The organism is Brevibacterium yomogidense (genome assembly GCF_900163715.1).
GTDB classification, from domain to species: domain Bacteria; phylum Actinomycetota; class Actinomycetes; order Actinomycetales; family Brevibacteriaceae; genus Brevibacterium; species Brevibacterium yomogidense_A.
The window spans coordinates 80,318-103,823 of the sequence record NZ_FWFF01000020.1 but is presented as its reverse complement, the minus strand read 5'-3'; the positions used below and the strand labels follow the sequence as shown (position 1 = coordinate 103,823).

At 69.5% G+C, this 23,506-nt stretch carries 24 protein-coding genes; 19 read left to right on the top strand and 5 right to left on the bottom strand.

Annotation, left to right across the window (positions count from 1 at the left end; genetic code table 11):
* Positions 1–81: 81 nt before the first annotated feature.
* Positions 82–1,446 (top strand): 4-aminobutyrate--2-oxoglutarate transaminase, encoded by a 1,365-nt coding sequence (gene gabT / locus FM105_RS12945; RefSeq protein WP_087008900.1) that lies wholly within the window; start codon positions 82–84, stop codon positions 1,444–1,446.
* Positions 1,447–1,575: 129 nt separating this feature from the next.
* Here the strand turns inward: gabT and FM105_RS12940 are convergent, their stop codons facing one another.
* Positions 1,576–2,556 (bottom strand): bile acid:sodium symporter family protein, encoded by a 981-nt coding sequence (locus FM105_RS12940; RefSeq protein ID WP_087008898.1) that lies wholly within the window; start codon positions 2,554–2,556, stop codon positions 1,576–1,578.
* Positions 2,557–2,717: 161 nt separating this feature from the next.
* Here FM105_RS12940 and FM105_RS12935 point away from each other — a divergent pair, with 161 nt between their 5' ends.
* Both FM105_RS12935 and FM105_RS12930 read left to right on the top strand, forming a co-directional pair.
* Positions 2,718–3,809, top strand: a complete 1,092-nt coding sequence (locus FM105_RS12935; protein ID WP_087008897.1) for an LLM class flavin-dependent oxidoreductase — start codon at positions 2,718–2,720, stop codon at positions 3,807–3,809.
* 120 nt (positions 3,810–3,929) lie between these two features.
* Positions 3,930–5,009 carry a C40 family peptidase gene (locus FM105_RS12930; RefSeq protein WP_087008894.1) on the top strand — a complete coding sequence of 360 codons (1,080 nt, stop codon included), beginning with the start codon at positions 3,930–3,932 and terminating at the stop codon, positions 5,007–5,009.
* 146 nt (positions 5,010–5,155) lie between these two features.
* Here FM105_RS12930 and pepN read toward each other — a convergent pair whose 3' ends face one another.
* Positions 5,156–7,831 carry an aminopeptidase N gene (gene pepN / locus FM105_RS12925; protein ID WP_087008892.1) on the bottom strand — a complete coding sequence of 892 codons (2,676 nt, stop codon included), beginning with the start codon at positions 7,829–7,831 and terminating at the stop codon, positions 5,156–5,158.
* A 197-nt stretch (positions 7,832–8,028) separates the two neighbouring features.
* Here pepN and FM105_RS12920 point away from each other — a divergent pair, with 197 nt between their 5' ends.
* A complete protein-coding gene (locus FM105_RS12920) occupies positions 8,029–9,522 on the top strand; it encodes an FUSC family protein (RefSeq protein ID WP_256970400.1) in 1,494 nt (497 codons plus the stop codon).
* Positions 9,523–9,561: 39 nt separating this feature from the next.
* Here the strand turns inward: FM105_RS12920 and FM105_RS12915 are convergent, their stop codons facing one another.
* Positions 9,562–10,137 carry a helix-turn-helix domain-containing protein gene (locus FM105_RS12915; RefSeq protein ID WP_087008890.1) on the bottom strand — a complete coding sequence of 192 codons (576 nt, stop codon included), beginning with the start codon at positions 10,135–10,137 and terminating at the stop codon, positions 9,562–9,564.
* Positions 10,138–10,217: 80 nt separating this feature from the next.
* Between FM105_RS12915 and FM105_RS12910 the strand changes: the two genes are divergently transcribed.
* The 9 genes from FM105_RS12910 (at position 10,218) to FM105_RS12870 (ending at position 17,103) form a co-directional block, all read left to right on the top strand.
* Positions 10,218–10,913, top strand: a complete 696-nt coding sequence (locus FM105_RS12910) for an AzlC family ABC transporter permease (RefSeq protein WP_087008888.1) — start codon at positions 10,218–10,220, stop codon at positions 10,911–10,913.
* Position 10,914: 1 nt separating this feature from the next.
* A complete protein-coding gene (locus FM105_RS12905) occupies positions 10,915–11,256 on the top strand; it encodes an AzlD domain-containing protein (RefSeq protein ID WP_087008886.1) in 342 nt (113 codons plus the stop codon).
* Positions 11,257–11,450: 194 nt separating this feature from the next.
* Positions 11,451–11,765 carry a DUF2516 family protein gene (locus FM105_RS12900; protein WP_087008884.1) on the top strand — a complete coding sequence of 105 codons (315 nt, stop codon included), beginning with the start codon at positions 11,451–11,453 and terminating at the stop codon, positions 11,763–11,765.
* 259 nt (positions 11,766–12,024) lie between these two features.
* Entirely contained in the window at positions 12,025–12,897 is an 873-nt protein-coding gene (locus tag FM105_RS12895; protein ID WP_256970399.1) for an alpha/beta fold hydrolase, read from the top strand.
* Between the two features lie 4 nt (positions 12,898–12,901).
* Positions 12,902–13,675, top strand: a complete 774-nt coding sequence (locus FM105_RS12890; RefSeq protein WP_087008883.1) for a PIN domain-containing protein — start codon at positions 12,902–12,904, stop codon at positions 13,673–13,675.
* A 9-nt stretch (positions 13,676–13,684) separates the two neighbouring features.
* Entirely contained in the window at positions 13,685–15,013 is a 1,329-nt protein-coding gene (locus FM105_RS12885; RefSeq protein WP_087008881.1) for a glycosyltransferase, read from the top strand.
* Entirely contained in the window at positions 15,010–15,570 is a 561-nt protein-coding gene (locus tag FM105_RS12880) for a YbjN domain-containing protein (protein WP_087008879.1), read from the top strand. Before FM105_RS12885 ends, FM105_RS12880 begins: the two co-directional genes overlap by 4 nt.
* Positions 15,571–15,710: 140 nt before the next feature.
* On the top strand, positions 15,711–16,265 hold the full coding sequence (locus tag FM105_RS12875; RefSeq protein WP_087008877.1) for a dihydrofolate reductase family protein: 555 nt from the start codon (positions 15,711–15,713) through the stop codon (positions 16,263–16,265).
* Positions 16,266–16,356: 91 nt separating this feature from the next.
* Complete coding sequence (locus FM105_RS12870) at positions 16,357–17,103, top strand: phosphoglyceromutase (RefSeq protein ID WP_087008874.1); 747 nt, start codon at positions 16,357–16,359, stop codon at positions 17,101–17,103.
* A 93-nt stretch (positions 17,104–17,196) separates the two neighbouring features.
* Here FM105_RS12870 and phoU read toward each other — a convergent pair whose 3' ends face one another.
* The gene (gene phoU, locus FM105_RS12865) at positions 17,197–17,859 is read right to left on the bottom strand and encodes a phosphate signaling complex protein PhoU (protein ID WP_087008873.1); all 663 of its coding nucleotides are present in this window, start codon (positions 17,857–17,859) and stop codon (positions 17,197–17,199) included.
* Between the two features lie 171 nt (positions 17,860–18,030).
* Here phoU and FM105_RS12860 point away from each other — a divergent pair, with 171 nt between their 5' ends.
* Together FM105_RS12860 and FM105_RS12855 are read left to right on the top strand one after the other, a co-directional pair.
* Positions 18,031–19,284, top strand: a complete 1,254-nt coding sequence (locus tag FM105_RS12860) for a sensor histidine kinase (RefSeq protein WP_256970398.1) — start codon at positions 18,031–18,033, stop codon at positions 19,282–19,284.
* A complete protein-coding gene (locus tag FM105_RS12855; protein ID WP_087008870.1) occupies positions 19,281–19,961 on the top strand; it encodes a response regulator transcription factor in 681 nt (226 codons plus the stop codon). Before FM105_RS12860 ends, FM105_RS12855 begins: the two co-directional genes overlap by 4 nt.
* Positions 19,962–20,066: 105 nt before the next feature.
* Here FM105_RS12855 and FM105_RS12850 read toward each other — a convergent pair whose 3' ends face one another.
* The gene (locus FM105_RS12850; RefSeq protein ID WP_087008868.1) at positions 20,067–20,645 is read right to left on the bottom strand and encodes a hypothetical protein; all 579 of its coding nucleotides are present in this window, start codon (positions 20,643–20,645) and stop codon (positions 20,067–20,069) included.
* Between the two features lie 268 nt (positions 20,646–20,913).
* Here FM105_RS12850 and FM105_RS12845 point away from each other — a divergent pair, with 268 nt between their 5' ends.
* The 4 genes from FM105_RS12845 to ispF all read left to right on the top strand — a co-directional run bounded on the left by FM105_RS12845 (position 20,914) and on the right by ispF (position 23,493).
* Complete coding sequence (locus tag FM105_RS12845; protein WP_087008866.1) at positions 20,914–21,396, top strand: CarD family transcriptional regulator; 483 nt, start codon at positions 20,914–20,916, stop codon at positions 21,394–21,396.
* 111 nt (positions 21,397–21,507) lie between these two features.
* Positions 21,508–22,092 carry a PaaI family thioesterase gene (locus tag FM105_RS12840; RefSeq protein WP_087008864.1) on the top strand — a complete coding sequence of 195 codons (585 nt, stop codon included), beginning with the start codon at positions 21,508–21,510 and terminating at the stop codon, positions 22,090–22,092.
* The gene (locus FM105_RS12835; RefSeq protein ID WP_256970397.1) at positions 22,082–22,942 is read left to right on the top strand and encodes an IspD/TarI family cytidylyltransferase; all 861 of its coding nucleotides are present in this window, start codon (positions 22,082–22,084) and stop codon (positions 22,940–22,942) included. Before FM105_RS12840 ends, FM105_RS12835 begins: the two co-directional genes overlap by 11 nt.
* Entirely contained in the window at positions 22,939–23,493 is a 555-nt protein-coding gene (gene ispF, locus FM105_RS12830; protein WP_087008858.1) for a 2-C-methyl-D-erythritol 2,4-cyclodiphosphate synthase, read from the top strand. The genes FM105_RS12835 and ispF overlap by 4 nt, the downstream gene beginning before the upstream one ends.
* The last annotated feature ends 13 nt before the right edge of the window (positions 23,494–23,506 follow it).

The following is a 23,506-nucleotide window of genomic DNA, read 5'->3' as shown; positions in this document are numbered from 1 at the left end:
TCCTGCCGGTCAGCCGTGGGCGGCGGGAGCCGGCGGCCGGGAAGTGGTGACAGGGGCCTCGGCGGGGGATAGGTTCGTCCTATGACACAGCTGGAGAAGGGCGGCCCCTCGCTGCCGCAGGAACGCAGGATCGTCACAGCCATCCCCGGGCCCAGGTCGCAGGAGATCGAGGAGCGCCGCAAGAAGGCGGTCGCCCCCGGTGTGGCCTCGGGCATGCCCGCCTACGTCGTCGCAGCCGGCGGCGGCATCCTCAAGGACGCGGACGGCAACCAGATCATCGATCTGGGCTCCGGCATCGCGGTGACGACCGTCGGCAACTCGAACGAGCGGGTGGTGGCGCGCGCGAAGGAGCAGCTCGACGCCTTCACCCACACGTGCTTCATGGTGAACCCGTACGAGTCGTACGTCGAGGTCGCAGAGGCACTCAATCGTCTGACCCCCGGTGACCACGAGAAGCGGACCGTGCTGCTGAATTCCGGCGCGGAAGCGGTGGAGAACGCGGTGAAGATCGCGCGCGTCCACACGAAGCGCAACGCCGTCGTCGTGTTCGATCACGCCTACCACGGCCGCACCAACCTCACGATGGCGATGACCTCGAAGGTCGCGCCGTACAAGAAGGGCTTCGGCCCGTTCGCGGGCGAGGTCTACCGCGCGCCCATGTCGTACCCGTACCGCGATGACGCGGCAGCGGGCACGAAGGTGTCCGGCGAGGACGCGGCGCAGCGCGTGATCAGCATGATCGACAAGCAGGTCGGGGCGGACGACGTCGCTGCGATCGTCATCGAGCCGATCCAGGGCGAGGGCGGCTTCATCGTGCCGGCGGAGGGCTTCCTGCCCGCGCTCGTCGAGTACGCGCGTGAGAACGGCATCGTCTTCGTCGCGGATGAGGTACAGGCGGGCTTCGCGCGGACGGGGAGGATGTTCGCGTCGGAGCACGAGGGCATCGTGCCGGACATCGTCACGACGGCGAAGGGCATCGCGGGCGGGTTGCCGCTCGCCGCGGTGACCGGTCGCGCGGAAATCATGGACGCGGTGGGCGGCGGTGGTCTGGGCGGCACGTACGGCGGCAACCCCGCCGCGGTCGCCGCAGCGCTGGGTGCCATCGAGTCCTATGAGCAGGACGGTCTGGTCGAGCGGGCCGTCGAGATCGGCGAGATCCTGGTGCGCCGCGTGGAGGCGCTGCAGGCGAAGCACCCGGAGATCGGCGATGTGCGCGGTCGGGGCGCGATGCAGGCCATCGAGCTGGTGCAGCGCGACTCGATCGATCCCAACCCGGGACTGGCGAAGGCGATCGCTGACCATGCTGCTGCGAATGCGGTGCTCGTGCTGGTGACCGGCACGTTCGGGAACGTTCTGCGCTTCCTCCCGCCGCTGTCCATCAGCGATGAGCTGCTGAACGAGGCGTTCGACGTGCTCGAGGAGGGCTTCGCGAACGCACTGGGCTGAGGTCAGTGCCTTCGCACCAGCTGCAGCCGTATGCACCAGCTTTCATCAGGCCGCACGACTTCTTTCCTGTGCGGTCTGATGAAAGTTGGTGTCTATCGCTGTGTCATGCGCTGAGTCTGGCGCAGCCCCTCAGCCCTTCAGCGGACGACGGGCGAAGAACGCCGCGAGGATTGCACCGGACACGTTGTGCCACACGGAGAACACCGCGCCGGGCAGCGCCGCGGTGGGTTCGGTCGGGAAGTGGGTCGCCGCCAGTGACGATGCGAGCCCGGAGTTCTGCAGACCGACCTCGAACGACAGTGCACGTCGGGCGGCCCCGTCCAGGCCCGCGGCCCGTGCTGCGAGGTAACCCAGCGCCAGTCCGACGACGTTGTGCAGCACGACCGCCAGGAGCACCAGTGCGCCGGCCTGCAGGAGGGACCCCGCCGACCCTGCGACGACGACCGCCACGACGTAGGCGATCGCGACCGTGGACAGCCACGGCAGGATCGGTCCCAGGACATCGATGAGGCGGGAGAAGAGCGCCCGCACGATGACGCCGCCGATCACCGGCAGCAGCACGGTCTGGACGATCGAGACCATCATCGAGCTCGCGGACACGTCCATGTACGAGCCCGCGAGCCACAGCGTGAGGACCGGTGTGAGGAGGGGCGCGAGCAGCGTCGACACGGTCGTGATGGAGACGGACAGTGCGACGTCGCCCTTCGCGAGGTAGGTGACGACGTTCGACGCGGTCCCGCCCGGAGCGCAGCCGACCAGGATGACGCCGATCGCCAGGGCGGGCGGCAGTCCGAGCACCTGCGCGATGGCCCAGCCGGCCAGCGGCATGACGATGAACTGGCTGCCGGTGCCCAGCAGGACGACCCAGGGGCGCTTCGCGATGCGGGTGAAGTCAGGCAGCGTGAGCGTGACGCCCATGAAGAACATGATGACGCCGAGGCCCCACGGGATCGTCGGCCCCAGTGGGCTGATCGAGTCGGAGCCGAAGAAGCCGATCAGTCCGCCTGCAATGACGAGCAGCGGGAAGATGGTCACGGCGATCCGGGCGTTGCGCTCCGTCCGTCGTTCCGCCACAGGATCGGTCGGCGTCGTCGCGTGCTCGTCCCGCATGGTGCATGTCCTCCATCGACTGTGTGCGTGCACGACTCGCGCGTGCATCAAGCGCACAGGCTATAGCAGCGGACGGAGCGCGTGCGGGCTGTTCCAGCGGGCGATACCGGACACTCGAGCCGCGTGGGAAGAACCCCGCGCACCTCGGTGTTGCCACGGACATGACGACTACGCCTGCCCTTTCGCTCCTCGACCTCATCCCCGTCAGACAGGGCCAGACGACCGGCCAGGCCCTCGTGGCATCGAAGGAGCTGGTCGAGGTCGCGGACCGGCTGGGCTTCACCCGCTACTGGGTCGCGGAGCACCACAATATGCCCGCAGTAGCCTCGACCACCCCGGCGACGGAGCTCATGCACCTCGGGCAGAACACCTCGCGCATCCGACTGGGATCCGGCGGAGTGATGCTGCCCAACCACGCGCCGCTCGCCGTTGCAGAGCAGTTCTCCCTGCTCAGCGCTGTGTACGGAGACCGCGTCGATCTGGGCATCGGCCGCGCGCCCGGCACGGACCCGTACACGTCCGCCGCGATGCGCGGGCACCTGGGGGAGGGGCGGTTCGTCGACCGGGACGGGAAGCAGATCGATCCGGTCGAGCAGTTCCCGCAGCACATCGTCGACATCCTCGCCCTCCTGTCGCCGGCCGGCGCAGCATTCCCCGTGCCCGGAGGCCGGCAGCACCTCATGCACGCCACTCCTCGCGTCGATGAGGCGGCGCAGGTGTGGCTGCTGGGCTCGAGCGGCTATTCGGCACAGCTCGCTGCGGCGCTCGGCCTGCCGTACGTCTTCGCCAACCACTTCGCCGGCCGGGGCGCCTCCGCTGCGATGGAGCTCTACCGCGACTCGTTCACGCCGACGGAGCACGGCCAGGAGCCGCGCACCTTCATGACGGTGAACGCGGCCGTCGGCGCGACGACCCAGGAGGCGTGGGACCTCGTGCAGCCGTTCGTCTATCAGATGGGACAGCTGCGGATCGGCCCTGAGCTCCAGGCGCAGCGCCTCGTCGGAGACGATGTGGAGTCCGTCATGACGGACGGGCACCGACGGATCGGCGAATCGATGTGGGACTCCTGGGCCGTGGGAACGGCCACCGAGGTCGCGGATCGGCTGCGCGGGATCGCCGATGAGTTCGGGGTGGACGAGATCATGATCCAGCCGATCGCGGGAGCGGGCCCGGACGACCCGATCGACAGGGTCCCCGCCCGCGTGCGGACGGTGGAGGCGCTCGCAGCGGAGTTCGGCCTCGAGCGGTCCTGAGGTCGCTGGACGGTTTACTCAGCGGGTGTCCAGCCGCTACCCTCGGAGGTGAAACGGTGTCTTCCCCCATGCACCATGACCGACCGCTGTCTGGTCGGTGCTGACCGAAAAGAGAATTCTGTGAAAGCGAAAGCACTTCTGCCCGTCCTCGGGCTGTGCGTGACCGCGCTCATCGCACAGCCCGCCCTTGCGAGTCCCGGCCCGGACATGTCCGGCGGCGCCGATGACGGCGTTGCCCTGCGTGCCGAATCCAGCGGGAAGATCGCGAAGGGCGACACGGCGTTCGTCAATGTGACGTCCGCGACCGTCTGGACCTCGCCCGACTCTCCCCGCTCTGTCGATTCCCCCGCGACGCAGGCGCCCGTCGACCTCGACGCCTGGAACGAGGCGCTGTCGTCGACGGAGACCCGACGCGGACTCACCGGCCTCGTGCAGACTCAGGCGCCCTATGGTGCAGAGCTGACTGTGCTCGAGGTGCAGGGGAAGTGGGCGAAGGTCGCTGTCGCGGACCAGTCGAGCCCCAAGGAGGACCGCGGGTACCCGGGCTGGGTGCCGAAGAAGCAGATCGTGGAGAACGACCGGTTCGTCGAGTTCCGCGAGGACCAGCCGACCGCCGTCGTCACCGCCCGCACCGCAGACCTCGAAGGCGTCCAGTACGCCGATCTGCCGGGCGATGAGACGCCGGAGGCGACGATCAACGTCGAACTGCCGCTCCTCTCGCAGGACGTGGACGACGTCCGAGTGGCGCTGCCCGGTGGCGGCGCCGCCTGGATCGACTACGACGACGTCCGCATCGATGATCCGGAGCACGACTTCACCGTTCCGGAGCCCTCGCGCTCCGACATCGTGGAGACGGCAGAGCAGTTCGAGGGCCTGCGCTACCTGTGGGGCGGCGTGAGCCCCTACGGCTTCGACTGCTCGGGCTTCACCTACACGGTGTTCCGCGCGCACGGCATCGACATCGCACGCGATGCCGGCGACCAGCAGAAGCAGGGCAAGGCCGTGAAGCAGTCGGATCTTGAGAAGGGCGATCTGCTCTTCTTCGCCTCGGGCGGATCGGGACGCGCGCACCATGTCGGCGTGTACGTGGGCGACGGCAAGATGATCCATGCGCCCAACGCATCGAAGTCCGTCGAGGTCGTCGACTGGAAGTCCTGGGACAGCGGCGGCCAGTACGTCGAGTCCCGCCGCGTCCTCTGACAGCGACCTCAGTCAGAGCCCTCTGACAGAGACCACTGACCCACTCACCGCTCGATGAAGCTCCGGCCCCTCAGGGGGTCGGAGCTTCATCCGTTCTCGTTGCACTCGCCCGCGCGGACGCGCCGTCAGTCACCGCCCGCCGACCGTCAGTCGCGCACGGTCTCACCGCGCAGCCGCATCGCGCGCTGCAGGTCGTCCAGGGCTTCGATGAGCAGGCGGCGCTGTGCCGCGGGGGCGTCGGGGTGCTGCCGCAGCCAGTCCTCGGTACGCGATGCGACGCGCCGCGGCCGTGAGGACCAGTCGGGGTAGAGCCCGACGACCAGGCGGCGGGAGATCTCGATGGGACGCGTCGACCAGAACTCCTCGAGCAGTGAGAAGTAGTCGTCGACGCAGTCCTCCATCATGGGGTGCGGCACCGGCGCATTGAGCCCGCCGATCCGAGCCGACAGCATGTCGTTGCTCAGCGAAATGTCCCGCGTGGCCTCGTCCCAGGCCCGCCGGCGGGCGACCGCCAGGGGACGGGCAGCGCGGACCATCGCGGCGTTCACCGCGCCGGACCCCGTGCGGTCCAGCTGCGCCTCCGCGTCGATGTCCTCGACGTCCGCCCAGCCCAGCACCACAAGCGCCCGCAGCGCCATCCAGCGCAGCGCGTGGTCGACGACCAGGCCGGGGGCGACATCCGGGAGCGCTTCGCCGGGCTGGGTCTGCAGCACGAGCGACGCGAATCCGCGCCCCGCGGCCACCGTGCGATCCGATCCGCGAGCGCCCGCTGTCCGCGCGCACATCCCCATGGCGAACCGCGCGAGGCTCAGCTGCCGGTCCGATCCCGCGGGCTCCGCCTGCATCGCCGCGAGTGCGGCATCGAGCACTGCCGCGACCGCATCGACGCGTTCTGCGACGGGCAGCCACAGATCGAGCGCGGTGCTGAGCGTCGTCATGACGGAGGACAGGATCCCGGGGTGCTCCTCCGTCATGAGCAGGCCCGTGGCCGCCTGGAGGTACGTGGGGACGGGCATGACGCCGTCGCGCACTGCGTTCGCGAACGCGGAGATGACGATCGCCCGGTCCAGGGGCTCGAGGTCTGCCGTGCGGCTCATCGCCGTCTGCTCGGAGACCTCGTCCAGACGTACCTTCGCGTAGTCCTGGTCGCCGTGATTGAGCAGGAGCAGCGCCGGCCGTGCACGCCCGACGAGCTGGGGCAGGTCGGTCGACGCACCGGTCACCTCGACATCCCACGTCTGCGTGAGGCGAAGACCGCCGCCGAGGCCGTCGTCGCCTCCCGTGCCCTCCTCGAACGCTGCGAGGGTGAGACGGTGCGGGCGCAGGACGCCCGGCTCACCCTCGGGGGCGAAGCCGTCGCGCTGGATAAGCCGCGCGGAGGTGATCGTCCCCTCCTGGTCCGCGATCTCCAGGCGGAGCTCGGACGTGCCGCGGGTCTGCAGCCAGGCAGCCGCCCACGCGCGGACATCGCGGTCCGGCGCAGCCTCATCGAGTGCGCTCAGGAAGTCCTCCAGGCGCGCGTTGCCGTAGGCGTGCGCGTCGAAGTACGCGTTCGAACCGGAGAGGAACGCCTCCTCGCCGACGTACTCGACGAGTGCCTTGAGGACGGACGCCCCCTTCGCGTACGTGATGCCGTCGAAGTTCAGCTTCGCGGCCTCGACGTCCGGGATGTCCGCGACGATCGGATGCGACGTGGGGTGCTGGTCCTGGCGGTAGGCCCAGTCCTTGCGACGGAGTGCGAAGCTCACCCAGCCGTCGGAGTACTCCGTGGCAGAGGCCAGCGCGTGGCCGCCCATGTAGTCCGCGAACGATTCCTTGAGCCACAGATCGTCCCACCACGTCATCGTGACGAGGTCGCCGAACCACATGTGCGCCATCTCGTGGAGGATCGTGTTCGCGCGGGCCTCGCGATCTGCGCGGGTGGCGCGATCGCGGTGGATGTAGTGGTCCGTGAACGTCACGAGGCCGGGGTTCTCCATCGCGCCGAGGTTGTACTCCGGCACGAAGATCTGGTCGTACTTCCCCCACGGGTACGCGGTGCGGAAGATGCTGTGGAAGAAGTCCAGGCCCTGCCCCGTGACGCGCAGGATGTCCTCCGCATCGACATACGGGGCGAGCGACTTCCGGACGTGGACGCCCAGCGGAATGACCTCACCCGTCCGAGCGACGCGGTGCTCGCGGGTCGCCGCCGCATAGGGTCCAGCGCACACGCACGTGAGGTAGGAGGACATCGGCAGGGTGCGGGCGAACCGGTGCATGCGGACCGCGCCGTGGTCCGGGCGGGTGCCCGCGGCCTCGGCGGACAGGTCTGTCACTGTGTCCGCGGCGGTGTTGCTGAGCACCGTCCACGCGGCGGGCGCCAGCACCTGGAAGGTGTACGCGGCCTTGAGGTCGGGCTGGTCGAAGACGGCGGCGACGCGGCGGGCGTCCGTGGGCTCGTACTGGGTGTAGAGGTAGGTGAGCCCGTCGGCGGGGTCGACGAACCGGTGCATCCCCTCGCCGGACCGGGAGTAGGCGGCATCGGCCAGGACGATCAGCCGGTTCGCCCCCTGCTGGACGGGGAAGCGGATGCGGGAGCCGTCGAAGGCCTCGGCGGGGTCGAGCGCCGTCCCGTTGATCGACACCGCCCGCACGGACGGGGCGATGAGGTCGATGAACGTGGAGCCGTCCGCGCGGGCGGTCATGTCCACGGTCGTGCGGCTGCCGAACGTCGCGACCCGGGGGTCAGCGGCGCCGGAGAGGTCGAGGTCGACGGCGTAGTGCTCGACGGTGAGCAGCGCGCTGCGGGCTTCGGCTTCGTCCCTGGTCAGGTTGGTCGTCATAGTCGTCACGGTGGTGTGTTTCCCCTCTCCTCCCCGGTGCCGAAAGCATGTCACACCCCCCGCCGTCGGTCATGCACCGCGACGAGGTGTCCTGGTGTCCGCTCAGCACCGGCTGAAGGGGTGCTCCGGAACAGGCGTGACCGCGTGCCGGACGCAGGCGACCTGGATAGAGTGGCCGCGTGGGTGCGAAAGGGCGTATGCGCAGATGGACCGCCACAGGGGGGCTGGTCCTGCGCAACCGTGTGCGCATGGGCACGCGCCGCCTGCGCCTGAACATCAGCCAGGTGCTCCAGCTGACGGTCGCCGCGACGTTCGCGTACGGATTCTGCGTCTACGTCCTGGGCCACAGCGCCCCGTTCTTCGCGGCGGTCGCGGCGGTCGTGGGGATCGGTCCGATGATGGATCGGCGGCTGCGCCGGTCGATGGAGATCGGCTGCGGCGCGGTCCTGGGCGTGCTGTTCGGCGACCTGTTCGTCCATATCTTCGGAAGTGGCCTCTGGCAGCTGACCGTCATGCTGTTCACCGCGGTGTGCCTGGGCATGTTTATGAATTCCGGTGCCATCTTCGTCACCCAGCTGGGTGTCCAGTCGATCTACATCGTCACCGTTCCAGCGGACCTGTCTCCCGGCACGTTCTCCCGGACGACGGACGCCCTCGTGGGGGCCTCGACCGCGGTGCTCCTGGCGTTCATCACCCCGTCCGATGCACGCAAGCGTCCCCGCAACCAGGCGGCGAACCTGCTCGAGGAGATCACAATCCTCCTGCGGGAGGCCGCGGACGCCCTGCGCAGGTCTGATCCGGATGCCGCCCGCCGTGCCCTGTCGCGAGCGCGGGACTCCCAGCAGTACGTCGACTCGTGGCGGGCAGCCCTGCGCATCTCCGAGGAGGCGGCGCGCATCAACGCCCGCTCCCGCCGCTACGTCGCCGAGGTGTCCCGCCTGGCCCGCGCGTGCGAGTTCGCGGACCGGTCGATGCGCATGATCCGCGTGGTCCTCCGCAGAGCCGTCTCCGTGTCAGAGAACGGGCCATCGGATCCGGTCCTGTCAAACGCGATCGAGCAGATGGCCGACGCGTCGTGGACGCTGCGCGCAGCGCTGCTGGAGGGGAAGGACCGGGCCGAGGCCGAACGCGCGTTCGGGGAGGTGGCCGGCACCCTGCGTCCGACCGTCGCCATGCACGAGGACATCGAGCAGACCACGATGCTGCTCCTGCTGCGGCCGCTGGTGGTCGACCTGCTCCAGGCGGCCGGTGCCTCTGCGGCGGAGGCCAACGAGACGCTGCCGACCCTCGAGGTCGAACCGGAGACCGGCACCCTCCGCGTCGTCGAGGACGATGCGAAGCCCAAGGGTGCGGCGGGCACGGCTGCGGCGACGGCGATCGCGGACACGTCCGGTGCGATGGGTGCCGACGGTCCCGCACTCGACGCGGCGGAGGGGCACGAGGCCCATCAGGCGCGCCTCGCCGGGAACCGCCGCAGGCCGGGGCAGACCCCGGACACGGACGACCCCGCGCCCGAGGTCGCAGTCCTGCCCGTCGTCGCCGACCCTTCCCGGCGGGGTCGGGGAGAGGCCGAGGCGGTCGGTGATTCCGACAGCGCTGATCGCGACGGCGACTCCGGCGGGGCCGGCCGCGGCGAAGCGACCGCCGAGGACCGCGACGACACCGACGATCCGCGCCCGCAGAAGGACTGACGGAGAAGCCGGCGGGTCCGCTGTCTCAGACGATCGGTGTCAGGACGCTTCGACGATGCAGACCGCCATCGTGTCGGGGGTCAGCGCCTCGTACGCGTGGACGGAGTCCCCGGCGTGGCGAGCATAGTCGCCCGGGTCGAGGTCGATCGATTCCCCGTCGATGGTGAGGCGGAGACTGCCCGCCGAGACGACGAGGTGCTCGATCGTGCCGACGGGATGGGGCTGGGCGACGCGGGCAGAGCCCGGCTCGAGCTGCACGAGGAAGACGTCGCGGCGCGCGTGCGGAGGGCAGGCGGACAGCAGGGCGGCGGAGTAGTCGGCATCGGTGGAGGGCAGCGGCATCGCCTCGCCGCGGCGGATCACGGACAGCGGAGGGCGGTCCGTCTCGAGCAGGCGTGAGATCTGGACTCCCAGTGCTGTCGCGATGGCCCAGAGGGTCTCGACGCTGGGGTTGCCTCCGCCGCTCTCCAGCTGCGACAGCGTCGACTTGCCGATGCCGGCGCGCTTGGCGGTCTCGGACAGGCTGAGGCCCTGCCGTTCCCGCTCGCGCTTCAACCCGCCGGCGAGCCGATCCATGGGGGTGTCCCCCCGCGATGTCTCCGTTCCTCCGTCCATGGTTTCAGCATAGCGGTCGTTCTCTATAAAGTCCGACTGTTCTGTTGACGGAACGCTCCGTCACTGGGCACGATGGGCGCATGCGCGCACTGAGAGGAGTTCCCGGGACGGTCTGGCGCGACGCCGTGCTCATGAACGTCATGATCCTGCTCGTGTCCATCTCCTACGGTGCGATCGCCCACGCCGCGGGGTTCCCCCTCTGGCAGACGGTGCTGCTCGCAGCGGTGGCCACCGGTGGAGCAGCGGAGCTCACCTTCGTAGGCGTCATCGCGGCAGGTGGGCTCCCGATCTTCGCCGTGATGGGCGGCCTCCTGGTGAATGCCCGCAACTTCGCCTTCGGGCTGAGCATCGGCCAGTACGCGCCGCCGGGCTGGAGGACGTACCTCGCCGCGCATCTGGCGAACGACGAGGCGACGGCATTCGGCCGCGCGGGACGCACAGATCGCGAGAAGTGGTCGCGGTTCTCGATCTCCGCGGTCATGCTCTTCATCGCCTGGGTGGGCGGTGCCACTCTGGGCCAGCTGCTGGGCTCCGTGGTCGACGCGAACTCCCTGGGCCTGGACACCGCACTGCCGATCCTGCTGTTCTGCCTGGTCGTCAACGATCTGAGGGACAGGCTCCTCGGCATCACTGCGGTGGGCGGAGCGGTGCTGGCGCTCGCCCTCACGCCGGTCGCGCCGCTGGGCATGGCATCCGTCGCGGCACTGGTGGCGCTGCTGCCGGCAGCGGGATACCTGCATATGCGCAGGAGACCTGTCGATGGAGAGGGGGTCTGAGATGGACACCGTCCCCTTCCTCCTCGCGCTCGCCGGTCTGGCGGGCGGCACGTACTTCCTGCGTTTGCTGGGCGTGCGTCTGGGCGCACGTGCGCGTGCGGGCGGGGAATCGACCGAGGCCTCGGGCGGTCGGCTCTGGATGGATCGCGCGGTCGTCGTGCTGGTGCTCGCGGTGGCTGTGACCGGCGGCTTCTTCGATGGTCAGGAGCCTGCCGATGCCGGTCGTGTCCTGGGGGTGTCTGCGGGCATGGTGGCGGGTGTGCTGCGTGTGCCGATGCTCGTGTGCGTCCTCATCGGGATGGTCGTCTGTGCGGTCGTGCGTGCAACCGGGTTCGGCTGGTAGAACAGGTCGGCTGGTGGACCGAGTGCGGCCGGGAGACCGGATCGGTCGGTGGGCAGGTCGGTTAGTGGACCAGGTCGGTTGGTGGACCGGGTCGGTTGGTGGGCCGGGTCGGTCAAGAGTCCACGTGCGGCTGGTGGAAACGGACGGTGCTCTCCTGAGGGAGCTGTTCAGGCGCACCCGTTACGCTGGAGTGCATGCAGGCCCTCGCATCCATTCAGAGCACCGTCTTCCTCGTCATCATCGTGGCGATCTTCGTGTTCACGGTGGTGGGTCTCGTCTCGTCCCTGCTGTACTCGGATGAGATGTACCGGGCCGCTGACAAGCGGACGAAGAAGTTCTGGTGCCTGATCCTGGGCGCGTCCGCGCTCGTGGGCTTCCTCGCGGTTCCTCCGCTGAGCGCGATGCCCATGTTCGTGACGATCATCGCGCTCATCGCCGTCGCGGTGTACTGGGTGGACGTGCGCCCCGCGCTGCGCAGCGTGGACCCGCGTCGCCGCAACAAGCGCTGAACGACCCGCCGGGACGCCCATGCCGTGGGACCGCCCATGCCGCCAGCCTGCCCATGCCACAGAACCGGCCATGACATGGGGCCGATCGGTCCCTACGCGCGAACCAGCCTGATCTCCTTCAGCCCGTCCACCTCGGCGTCGAGTCCGGGTCTCCCATACCTACCAGCTTTCATCAGACCGCACAGGAAAGAAGTTGTGCGGTCTGATGAAAGCTGGTGGGTGGCGGGTCGCCCCGCAGCGGCTCTCTAGACTGTGGACCATGACGGATCCCTCCTCGTCGGGCACCGCGGGCGACGGTCCCGCACGCATTCGCGCTACTGGCCACAATCGCCCCGTCTCCGACCGCAACCGCCCGGGTGCGGACACCGACTGGATCTCGACGTTCGGCTCCGGCGACCCCGTCACGCTCTTCGCCCACGGCTTCTCCGGCCAGATCCGCGACACCCGCCCCTTCGCCGCAGGAATCGACGGCACCCGCGCGCTCGTCCACCTGGGCGGACACGGCGGTCGACCATCGCCGGGCACAGGGTGGGACTACGGCACGATCGCCTCCCAGCTGTCCACCGCGCTCGCCACCACGGGTGCGACCCGCGCACTCGGCGTCTCCATGAGCGCGGGAGGCCTCGCCCGCCTCCTCACCTCCGGCGACACCCACACCGCAGCGCTCACGAAGGTCGCATTCGTCCTCCCCGCCTCCTGGGCAGGGTTCTCGCCGACACTCAGCGACGCGATCGACGACAGCCTGACCCGTATCCGCAGGCTGCTCGCCGACGGTGACCGCGACGGCCTCGTCGACTACTTCCTCTCCCGCGAGCCCGCCGAGGTCCAGACCCTGGAACCCGCCCGCGCCTGGGCCCGCCAGAAGGTCGACGCGCTGGTCGAGACCGACATGTCCGACGGTGTGGGCCTCGCCGCGAAGATCGCCGTGGACCAGCCCGAGGCCGCAGGCGACTTCGCCGGTGACGTCCTGGTCCTCACCCATGAGGACGATGCGTCCCACCCCGTGGAGGTCGCCCGTGAGTACGCTGCGGCCTTCCCGCGTGCCCAGCTCGAGGTCCTCCCGCCCGGATCGATCCTGTGGCGCGGCCGCACCCGCATCCGCCAGATCCTCACCGACTTCTTCAACGGCTGACCCCATGCCAGACAAGCAGCTGCCCGACATGACGCCCGGAGCCGGACCCGAGACCACACCGCGGACCATGCCCGAGGCGCCAGCCCAGCAGCCGTCAGCCGACCCCTGGCGCGTACTCATCGACACGAGCGTGCTGGCACCGGAGCCGCTGTGGCTCTGGACTCTCGCCCTCACGGATGGGATCCCGGACGGCCTCCGCCCGCACCTGGGCGTCTCCCGCGGCGTCCTGCATGAACTGCGGCACGCGCTGCGCCGCATCGACCCGCAGTTCACCCGCGCACAGGCGGATCGAGCGGCGCGTCTGCGCACGGACTCGCTCACGCGCATCGACGACGCCCCCGCCGCTCCGCCCCTGCATCAGCCGACGGGCCAGCCCGCCCACCCATCACTCCACCAACCACCTCGCTCCCACGTGCTGGACCCGGACGACGCCCACCTGGACGCCGCAGCGCTGGCCTGGGGAGCAGACCTGCTCGTCACGGATGACGTCCACGCCTTCGCCCCGATCCCCACCGAGCAGCGGGGCTACTCGCTGCTCACCGCCGATGAGTTCCTCTGCACCCTCGTCGACACCCACACCCTGTCCGTCGCCGAGGCCCTGCCCCGCTACCAGCACCGACTCACCCGGGTGCTGGAGGAGACGAGCGTCGCGGCGTCCGCCGGCTCGCCCAGCCATCGCCTGCGCCGCTCCCGTGCCCATCGCTTCGCCAGGCGCGTCGTCCGAGCGCAGCGTGCGGCGGGGGACGCGGCCGTCTCGCCGCGCCGCGCCGCCGGATAGACTTCGCCCGTGCGTATCGTCGTCCTCTCCCTCCACACCTCACCGGCGGCGCAGCCGGGCACCGGGGATGCCGGTGGGCTGAACGTCTACGTGGCCCACACCGCTGCCCACCTGGTCCGAGCAGGGCACGCCGTGGACATCCTCACAGCGGACCCCGGGATCGCCGATGCCCCCGCCGCGGTCGACCTCGGTGAGGGAGTGCGCCTCCACACCGTCGCGGTGCAGGCGACGTCTAAGGACGAGATGGGCGCCGAGGCCGCGCAGATCGCCCGCCGGATCGCAGACGACCCGGACCTGAGCACGCTGCTCCGGCAGGCCGATGTCGTGTGGGCGCACTACTGGGTGTCGGGCCTCGTCGCGTGCGAGCTGCGCGAGATCGCTGCGGCTGCCACAGCGGATTCCGTCACGGACCCCACCACGAACCCCACCACGAGCCACGCCACGGACCCCACCCCGACGAGGCCGGCGCTGGCGATGTCGTTCCACACGATCGCGGCGGTGAAGGACCGCGATCTGGGGGAGGCGCGGGAACCTGCCGCCCGGCTCGCGGCGGAGGACCGTATCGCCGCGACGGCGGACGTCCTGCTGGCCAACACCGCGTCCGAGGCGCACGACATGGCCGCACTCCTGCACGCACCCCCGGCCCGCATCAGGATCGTCGCGCCCGGAGTCGACACCGACACCTTCCGCCCCGGCCCCGTCCAGGTGGCGCGGCGCGCGATCGGGATGGAATCCGCGGATCTCCTCGTCCTCTGCGTGGGCCGCATGCAGTACGTCAAGGGCACGGACATCCTCCTCGACGCGCTGTCCGACATCGCCGTGACCGAGCCCGTCCTCGCGGGCCGCACCCGCGTCGTCATGCTGGGCGGCGCCTCGGGCGAGGCCGACGAGAGCGGGATGCAGGAGGCGGCCAGGACCTCGGCGGCGGGCAGTCTGGTCGAGTTCCGCGAGCCGGTCCCGGCGCGCGTGCTCGCCGACTGGTACCGGGCCGCGGACCTCGTCGTGGTCCCGTCCCGCTCGGAATCCTTCGGGTTCGTCGCCGCCGAGGCCGTCGCCAGCGGCACCCCGGTCCTCGCCTCACAGGTGGGCGGGCTGACCCACATCGTGCGGCCCGGGGAGTCGGGCGTCCTCGTCGCTGACCGCAGTCGGTACACGTGGGCGCACGCGATCGTGACGCTGCTCGCGGACCCGCTCGGACGGACGCGGCTGGCCGCCGGTGCCGTCGCGATGCGGGAGGAACTCAGCTGGGAGACAGCGGAAGCAGGCATGCTGGACGTGCTGATGGAGCTCGCTGCCCCGTCCGGTGCAGTGGGCGAGGACGAAGGGAGAAGCGCATGACTGACGTCATCGAGCTGGTCCGTCGCTGGGCGGACGACAACGAGGTCGAGGTCGAATCGGTGAGTGCTGAGCAGGCAGTGGTCATCCTGCCGGGTGAGAAGAAGCTCAAGACGAACGTGTCGATCCGAGCGGGCGCGCATGCGGTCGACTTCCAGGCGTTCATCGTGCGGAAGCCGGATGAGAACCGGGAGCGCTTCTTCCAATGGCTCCTCCAGCAGAACGGGAGGCTGGGCGGACTGTCGTTTTCCGTCGACGGCCACGACGACGTCTACCTCAACGCGAGCCTGCCTCCGGAGGCGTTCGCCGCGGACAGCGCGGAGGACGTGCTGGATTCGTACCTGGGTCGGTTCCTGGGGATCGCGGACAAGTCGTTCAACGAGCTGCTGGTGCTCGGGTTCCTCACGAGCATGAAGCGCGAATGGGCGTGGAGGATCGCGCGCGGGGAGTCGACGCGCAATCTCTCTGCGTTCGAGCATCTGGTGTCCGGGGAGGACAACGAGTTCATCGGCACGTTCACGGACCTGGGACCGGGGCCGGAGGACGCGTCCGGCAGCTGACGGCTGCAGGCCGGAGAGTGCAGGTGAGGCCGCCGATGGCTGGTCACAAGTGACCGACTGCCGGCGCGTGAGCGGACCGGAATCCGACCGTCGGATCCCGGCGAACAGCGGTCCGGCGGGGCCGCAGTGGGGAGGTCGCAATGGGGCGACTCGTGTATTCGATGATCATGTCCGCGGACGGATTCGTGCGGGACGATGACGGGGTCTTCGACTGGGGAGAGCCCGACGAGGAGGTGCTGGCGGCCGTCAACGAGGTGACCGCCGGCGTGGGAACGTATCTCTACGGCAGACGCATGTATGAGCTCATGCACGTGTGGGAGACGGACCCCTCCGCGACCACCCAGTCGCCGGAGTCGGCGGAATTCGCGATGATCTGGCAGCGCGCCCAGAAGGTCGTCTACTCCACGACCCTCGACGAGGTGCGGACGGAGAGGACTCAGCTGCGCCGGGAGTTCGACCCGGAGGAGGTCCGGGCGCTGGTGGAGGCCGCGCCGGGTGACGTGACGATCGAGGGGCCCACGCTCGCGGCGCATGCGCTGCGCGAGGGTCTCGTCGACGCAGTGCACGTCTGGGTGCAGCCGCTCGTGCTGGGGAGCGGGCTGTCGTTCTGGCCGGATTCCCGCATCGATCTCACGCTGCTCCGCGAGCGGTCGTTCGCGAGCGGCACCGTGGAGCTGGTGTACTCGCTGCGGTGAGGGGCCCCGGTGCGTGCCGCCGGTGCATGTCCGCTGGCCCCCGGTGAGACGCGCTGCGGGCGCTGGGCCGGGGCCGTGCCAGAATGTGAGCATGACGTACAACCTTGTGCTGCTCCGCCACGGGGAGAGCGAATGGAACCAGAAGAACCTCTTCACCGGGTGGGTCGATGTGCCGCTCACGGAGAAGGGCCGCGCGGAGGGGGTGCGCGCGGGCGACCTCCTGCGTGAGCACGACCTCCTGCCCGACGTGCTCCACACGTCGCTGCTCAAGCGCGCGATCCTCACGGCGCAGATCGCGATGGAGACGGCTGATCGCCCGTGGGTCGACACGGTCCGCTCCTGGCGCCTCAACGAGCGCCACTACGGTGCGCTCCAGGGCAAGGACAAGAAGGCGATCCGCGACGAGTACGGCGAGGAGCAGTTCATGGAGTGGCGACGCTCCTTCGACACCCCGCCCCCGCCGCTGGACGACTCCTCCGAGTGGTCGCAGGTGGGCGAGGCCCGCTACGGCAACCTGGGTGCGGCACTGCCGCGCACCGAATGCCTGGCCGACGTCATCGTGCGGCTCCTGCCGTACTGGTACGACTCGATCGTTCCGGACCTGCAGCTGCGGAAGACCGTGCTGATCGCCGCGCACGGCAACTCGCTGCGCGCGCTCATCAAGCACCTCGAGGGCATCTCCGATGACGCGATCACCGGACTCAACGTGCCCACCGGCATTCCGCTGCACTACGAGCTGGACGAGCAGACGCTCACTCCCGTGGGCGGCAGGGGCCGCTACCTGGACCCCGAGGCCGCAGAGGCCGCGATCGGCGCGGTGGCGAACCAGGGCCGCTGACCACCGACTGCATGCACGAGGCCCCTCTCCGGAGCGATCCGGGAAGGGGCCTCGTGCGCACGGCGACGGCCGTGCTGGTGGCGAGTGTGCGACTCAGCCGTGGTCGCCGGGAATGAGCTCCGACTTCCACTCGCCCGTGAGCAGGTACTCGATGCGCTGGGCGATCGACACCGCGTGGTCGCCGAACCGCTCGAGGTAGCGCGACAGCAGCGTGACGTCCGCGACCTGCGAGGGGTTCAGGTTGGAGCCGGCGATCTTGGTGAACACCGCGAGGTGCAGGGTGTCGATCGACTCGTCGAGGTCGTCGATCGTCGGGACGGCCTCGAGTCCCGGCTCGGACACGAGTTCACGGATCGCGTGCGAGATGCGCACCGCCGCCGTCGTCATGTCCTTGAAGATCTGCTCGAAGCCCTCGGGCACAGCCGATTCGGGGAAGCGGATGCGCACCTGCTGGGCGACGTGGCGGGCGAGGTCGCCCATCCGCTCGATCGACGCGCTCATGCGCAGCGATGAGATGACCACGCGCAGGTCGTGTGCGACGGGGGCCTGGAGTGCGAGGATCTCTGCTGCAGACTTGTCGAGCTGCAGCTGAAGGCGGTCGATCTCCACGTCACCGGCGATGACCTCCTCTGCGAGTTCGAGGTCGTTGGTCCGCAGCGCCTCCTTGGACTTCTCCATGGCGGCGCTGACCTTCTCGGTCATCTCGACGAGCATGTCGGCGAGTGAATCGAGTTCGTTCTGGAAGACTTCGCGCATTCGGGGGATTTCCTTTCCACAGGGTTCGCGCCGGGGCGGGCACAGATCCATCGGATACTCTCGCACCGCTGCGTGAACCGCTCCTGGCCTGTCGGTGAACCTTTGCCATCATTCTAGGCGTTGGCCGCTCCCATGACGCCCGCGCCCCCGCCATCGGTCTAGGCTGGGAGCGTGGACCTGCTCATCGTCGCCGTGCTCACGGGAACCGTGGGGCTGGGGCTCGGCATCGCCGGGATCCTGGCCTTCCGCTTCTCCGAGCACAGTCGCAGCGCCGCGGACCTCCATTCGGACAACGAGCTCCCGGACGGCATCGCGGAAGTGCTCGCCGTGCTGCCCAGCGCCGCGATCGTCGTGGACGCGGGGGACGACGTCGTGAAGGCCTCGCCCGCCGCCTATACCTTCGGGCTGGTCCGCGGGCATTCGCTCGTGGCCGACACCCTCGCCGAGGTCGTCGAGCGCGTCCGTGCGCGCGGGCTCATCGAGGAGCTCGACTTCGAGCACGCGATCGCGTCGTCCGCGACGCCCCGCTTCCTCCATGCCCGCGTGGCCGCGCTGGGCTCCGCGTTCGTCGTCGTGCTCTGCGATGATCAGACCGAGGCCCGTCGCGTCGACGCGGTGCGCCGCGACTTCATCGCGAACGTCTCCCACGAGCTCAAGACCCCGATCGGCGCGGTCTCCCTCCTCGCGGAGGCCGTCACCGAATTCGCCGACGATCCCGAGGCCGTGGCCCGGTTCGGCTCGAAGATGCAGCGGGAGTCGATCCGGCTCACGCAACTCGTCAAGGAGATCATCGACCTCTCCCGCGTGCAGGACCACGAAGTGCCGGCGAGCCCGGAGCGCGTCCCCGTCGCCCGGGTCGTCGAAGAGGCGGTGGACCGCGCCCGCACCGTGGCCGACGGCAAGAACATCGAGCTGTCCGTGCTGCACGGCGGCGACTGGTACATCGAGGGCAGCTTCGAGCTGCTGGTCAACGCAGTGCGGAACCTGGTCGACAACGCGATCCACTACTCCAATGAGGGAACACGGGTGGGCGTGGGCGCCAAGCTCGAGGACGAGCGCGTCGCGATCGCCGTGACGGATCAGGGGATCGGCCTCAGCACCGAAGACACGGAGCGCGTGTTCGAGCGCTTCTACCGAGTCGATCCGGCCCGCTCGCGCATGACCGGCGGGACCGGGCTGGGACTCAGCATCGTCAAGCACATCGTCGCCACCCATGGCGGTGAGGTGCGCGTATGGTCGAGACTGGGTCAGGGGTCGACCTTCACGATCCTGCTCCCGCAGGCGCACGCAGAGGACATCACCCCGGGTCTCGCGGAAGCCGCGCGGCAGGGGATCCTGATCGACTCCAGCGCGGACGACGCGGCGCAGCATGCCGTCGACTCCGCCGCGGATGGAGAGTACACACATGGAAGAGGAGCATCGTGACGCGCATTCTGCTAGTCGAGGACGAGGAATCGTTCTCCGACCCGCTGTCGTACCTGCTGGGCAAGGAAGGGTACGAGGTGACCGTCGCGGCCGACGGGCTGCAGGCGATCAGCGAGTTCGACCGGGCGGGAGCGGACCTCGTCCTGCTCGACCTCATGCTGCCGGGGGCATCCGGGACGGAGGTCTGCCGACAGCTGCGCGCACGGTCGACCGTGCCGATCATCATGCTGACCGCGAAGGATTCGGAGATCGACAAGGTCGTGGGGCTGGAGCTGGGCGCCGATGACTACGTCACGAAGCCGTACTCGTCGCGCGAGCTGCTCGCCCGCGTGCGTGCGGTGATGCGACGCAACGCGGAGCAGACGGACCTCACCGACTCCGTGATCGAGGCGGGCGGTGTCCGCATCGACGTCGACCGGCACGTCGCATCCGTCCGCGGCGAGGAGATGTCGCTCCCGCTCAAGGAGTTCGAGCTGCTGGAGATGCTGGTGCGCAATGCCGGCCGCGTCATGACGCGCGGTCAGCTCATCGACCGCATCTGGGGCCAGGACTACGTGGGCGACACGAAGACGCTGGACGTGCACATCAAGCGTCTGCGGGCGAAGGTCGAGGAGGAGCCGTCCTCGCCGAGCCTGCTCGTCACCGTCCGCGGCCTCGGCTACAAGTTCGAGGCCTGAGAGCCGACCCGCGGCACCCGCAGCCTCACGAGACCCCGCAGCCTCACGACGAAGGGCTCGGAAGGAGTGATCCTTCCGAGCCCTTCCTCATGCGTGGCGTCTGGTTCAGCCTCCGGCCGTCGCAGCTCCTTCGGTGCCTTCGGCGCCCTCTGCAGCTGCGCCTTCCTCCGTCGGATCCGTCGTGGGCTCTTCCGCGCCGCTCGTGGGGACGAGGTCCGCGTACTCGGGGAGCGAGCCGTCGAGCACCTGCACGGCGATCGTCTCGGATTCGCTGCCGACCGTCACCTCGACGTCGAACAGGGAGCCGACCTCTTCATCGAGACCGCTGATGATCGCCGGTTCGGCGTCCGATGCGGGGTTCTCCGGGTTCTGGCTCACGACCTCGTCCGGCTCCACCGTGTGGTTGTAGGTCTCCGGACCGACTTCGAGCGTCACGTCGCGGGGCTCATCGGCGCCGTTGATGACGGTGTAGAAGACCTGGGCGTCGCCCTCCTCGCTCTGGAGGAGGAGCAGTCCCCGGATGTCGACGCCCTCGAGGTCCTCGCGGGACCAAGCGCCGTCACCACCGTGGTACTCATAGTTCGCTGTCTGATCTGCGGACAGCATGTTGGCACAGCCGCTGAGGGGTGCGATGGCTGCGATCGCGGCTGCGGCCACAGTCAGGCGCGCGGTCCTCTTCTTCACGATCCGGGCTCCTTGGACGGTACGACGACACGGAACTTCGCAGTCATCCTATCGCTCTTTCGACCTGACGTAGAACTCGCTGCGATTCCGCTGGCAGAACCATGGATTCCGCAGGTCACAGGGGTGCTCCGCCGGACGAGGGCGGCGATCGCGCGCGTGTCCGCATGGCGAGAAACGCCGGACCTTATCATTCTGTTCATGTGAACCGCATCATTTCTGCGGCGCGTCACATGTTAGACTTGGGTACTGCGAAAGGGGTTCACAGAATATGGCATTTCAGGTCGGCGACACCGTCGTCTACCCCCATCACGGGGCTGCGACTGTCCAGGAGATCAAGACTCGCGCGATCAAGGGAGTGGAGAAGCTCTATCTGAAGCTGCAGGTGTCACACGGCGACCTCGTCATCGAGGTCCCCGCTGAGAACTGCGACCTCGTGGGTGTGCGGGACGTCGTCGGTGAGGAGGGCCTGGAGAAGGTATTCCAGGTCCTTCGTGCGGAAGTCACGGAAGAACCCACGAACTGGTCCCGCCGCTACAAGGCGAACCTGGAGAAGTTCCAGTCCGGCGATGTCATCAAGGTAGCAGAGGTCGTCCGCGACCTCTGGCGCCGCGAGCAGGACCGCGGACTGTCCACCGGTGAGAAGCGCATGCTCGCGAAGGCACGGCAGGTGCTCGTGTCCGAACTCGCACTGGCGGAGAAGAAGGAAGAGGAGGAGGCAGAGGCGATGCTCGACGAAGTCCTCGCCTCCTGACGTCCCCCCATCCGCCCCCGCGGCGGAGCGCACCGGCCGATCACCCCACCAGGTGGTCGGCCGTTCGCATGCCGCACCCGCACCGACCCCCGCACTGACACCGAGGACCACATGACGCCGTCACCCATCGCCCCGTTCACGGAACTCACCGCGCGGCTCAGCCGTGAGCTCATGACCGCACTCGTCACCGAAGACGACACGGACGCACTCGCCCGGCAGGTCGCCGGCATCGCGGAGCAGCTGACGCGGGCGGCCGCAGCGCCGCACGCCGTCACCGTCGAGGACCCGCACACCACGCCCAACCACATCACGGGCGACATCACCCCCGCGTCGTCCGCGCGCAATCCGATCGCGCCGCCCATGAGCATCGTGCCGGACGGGGACGACTACCGGTGCGACCTCATACTGCCGCTCCAGTACCAGGGCCCTCCCGGCCGTGTGCACGGAGGAATCGTGGCCCTGCTCATCGATCACATACTGGGCCATGCTGCGAACTGGAACGCGGAGAAGCGCTCCTTCACCCGCTCACTGACGCTGAACTACGACGCAGGCACGCCTGTGGGGGAGCCGCTCACCGTGCGCGGCCGCATCGCCCGGGTGGAGGGTCGCAAGAAGTTCATGGAGGCGGAGATCCTCTGCGACGACGTCGTGCGCGTGCGAGCAGAGGGTCTCTGGATCTCCCCGCGTGAGACCTGATCCCGTGTCTACGGTGCTCCTCATCCCCGCCGCGGGGTCCGGCACCCGGCTGGCTGCCGGGGTGCCCAAGGCGTTCGTGCCGCTGGCCGGACGGTCACTGCTCGCCCACGCGGTCGAAGGCGCCGTGCGCTCAGGCGTGATCGACGCGATCGTCATCGCCGCTCCGTCCTCGCTGGTCGAGGACGCACGACGGATCGCGGAGACCGCCGCCGAGGCCCCCGCCGGCTCAGCGGACGACGCGGACGACCCGGACGGCTCCGGTGCGCACTCAGTCCCGGTCTCAGGCTCAGCCCCGGTCTCAGGCTCAGCCTCGGTCCCCATCAGCGTCGTCGTGGGCGGTGCCGACAGAGTGGTGTCCGTCGCCGCAGCACTGGCGGTCGTGCCGGAGGCGGACCTGGTGCTCGTCCACGATGCCGCGCGCTGCCTCACCCCTGCGTCTGTCTACCACCGCGTCGTCGCGGCACTGGCGGAGGGTGCCGCGGCCGTCGTCCCCGTGCTGCCGATGACTGACACCGTGAAGACCGCGACGGATGCGGGTACCGTCGTCGGCGACCTCGATCGCACCGCCCTGCGCCGGGTCCAGACCCCTCAGGGCTTCGTCCGGGACGTCTTGGTGGCCGCACACGATCTCCAGCGCACGGACCCGGATGCCTCCGCCACCGATGATGCGGGGCTGGTCGAGCGCCTCGACATCGCCGTCGTCGGCGTGCCCGGTGACGAGGCCGCACTCAAGATCACCCACCCCATCGACCTGCGCATCGCAGAGCTGTACGTGACGGGTGATCTCGACGCGACACCGGACACTGCCGCAGCCCGCACTCCAGATCATGCACGAAGGAGAATCGAATGACCGATGCACCTGTCCCGGCGCCCGGGGTCCCCTCACCGCAGGGCCCCTCTCCGGAGGTCCCTTCGGCCGTGCGGCTGCCCCGGGTGGGAGCGGGGGTGGACGTGCATGCGTTCTCGACCGACCCGCAGCGGCCCATGTGGATGGCCGGACTGCTCTGGGAGGGGCAGGCAGGGCTGGAGGGCCACTCGGACTCCGACGTCGTGGCCCACGCCTGCTGCGATGCGCTGTTCGCGGCTGCCGGCATCGGTGACCTGGGGGCGCACTTCGGGACGGACCGTCCGGAGCTGTCGGGGGCCTCGGGCGCGGTGCTGCTGGCAGAGGCGGCCCGGCTGGTCCGGGCGGCAGGCTTCGAGATCGGCAACGTGTCCGTCCAGGCCGTCTGCGTGCGGCCGAAGATCGGCACCCGCCGCGACGAGGCCCAGCGGGTGCTGAGCGAGGCCGTGGGCGCTCCGGTGTCCGTGTCGGGCACGACGTCCGACGGACTGGGACTCACCGGCAGGGGAGAGGGCGCCGCCGCGATCGCGACGGCACTCGTCGTGCCGATGGGCTGAGGCGCGGAGTGGC

Excerpts from the sequence above, each read along its gene's own strand:
- gabT (WP_087008900.1), top strand. The coding sequence starts at position 82 with ATGACACAGCTGGAGAAGGGCGGCCCCTCGCTGCCGCAGGAACGCAGG.
- FM105_RS12940 (WP_087008898.1), bottom strand. The coding sequence starts at position 2,556 with ATGCGGGACGAGCACGCGACGACGCCGACCGATCCTGTGGCGGAACGA.
- FM105_RS12935 (WP_087008897.1), top strand. The coding sequence starts at position 2,718 with ATGACGACTACGCCTGCCCTTTCGCTCCTCGACCTCATCCCCGTCAGA.
- pepN (WP_087008892.1), bottom strand. The coding sequence starts at position 7,831 with ATGACGACCAACCTGACCAGGGACGAAGCCGAAGCCCGCAGCGCGCTG.
- FM105_RS12920 (WP_256970400.1), top strand. The coding sequence starts at position 8,029 with ATGCGCAGATGGACCGCCACAGGGGGGCTGGTCCTGCGCAACCGTGTG.
- FM105_RS12915 (WP_087008890.1), bottom strand. The coding sequence starts at position 10,137 with ATGGACGGAGGAACGGAGACATCGCGGGGGGACACCCCCATGGATCGG.
- FM105_RS12910 (WP_087008888.1), top strand. The coding sequence starts at position 10,218 with ATGCGCGCACTGAGAGGAGTTCCCGGGACGGTCTGGCGCGACGCCGTG.
- FM105_RS12905 (WP_087008886.1), top strand. The coding sequence starts at position 10,915 with ATGGACACCGTCCCCTTCCTCCTCGCGCTCGCCGGTCTGGCGGGCGGC.
- FM105_RS12900 (WP_087008884.1), top strand. The coding sequence starts at position 11,451 with ATGCAGGCCCTCGCATCCATTCAGAGCACCGTCTTCCTCGTCATCATC.
- FM105_RS12895 (WP_256970399.1), top strand. The coding sequence starts at position 12,025 with ATGACGGATCCCTCCTCGTCGGGCACCGCGGGCGACGGTCCCGCACGC.
- FM105_RS12890 (WP_087008883.1), top strand. The coding sequence starts at position 12,902 with ATGCCAGACAAGCAGCTGCCCGACATGACGCCCGGAGCCGGACCCGAG.
- FM105_RS12880 (WP_087008879.1), top strand. The coding sequence starts at position 15,010 with ATGACTGACGTCATCGAGCTGGTCCGTCGCTGGGCGGACGACAACGAG.
- FM105_RS12875 (WP_087008877.1), top strand. The coding sequence starts at position 15,711 with ATGGGGCGACTCGTGTATTCGATGATCATGTCCGCGGACGGATTCGTG.
- FM105_RS12870 (WP_087008874.1), top strand. The coding sequence starts at position 16,357 with ATGACGTACAACCTTGTGCTGCTCCGCCACGGGGAGAGCGAATGGAAC.
- phoU (WP_087008873.1), bottom strand. The coding sequence starts at position 17,859 with ATGCGCGAAGTCTTCCAGAACGAACTCGATTCACTCGCCGACATGCTC.
- FM105_RS12845 (WP_087008866.1), top strand. The coding sequence starts at position 20,914 with ATGGCATTTCAGGTCGGCGACACCGTCGTCTACCCCCATCACGGGGCT.
- FM105_RS12840 (WP_087008864.1), top strand. The coding sequence starts at position 21,508 with ATGACGCCGTCACCCATCGCCCCGTTCACGGAACTCACCGCGCGGCTC.
- ispF (WP_087008858.1), top strand. The coding sequence starts at position 22,939 with ATGACCGATGCACCTGTCCCGGCGCCCGGGGTCCCCTCACCGCAGGGC.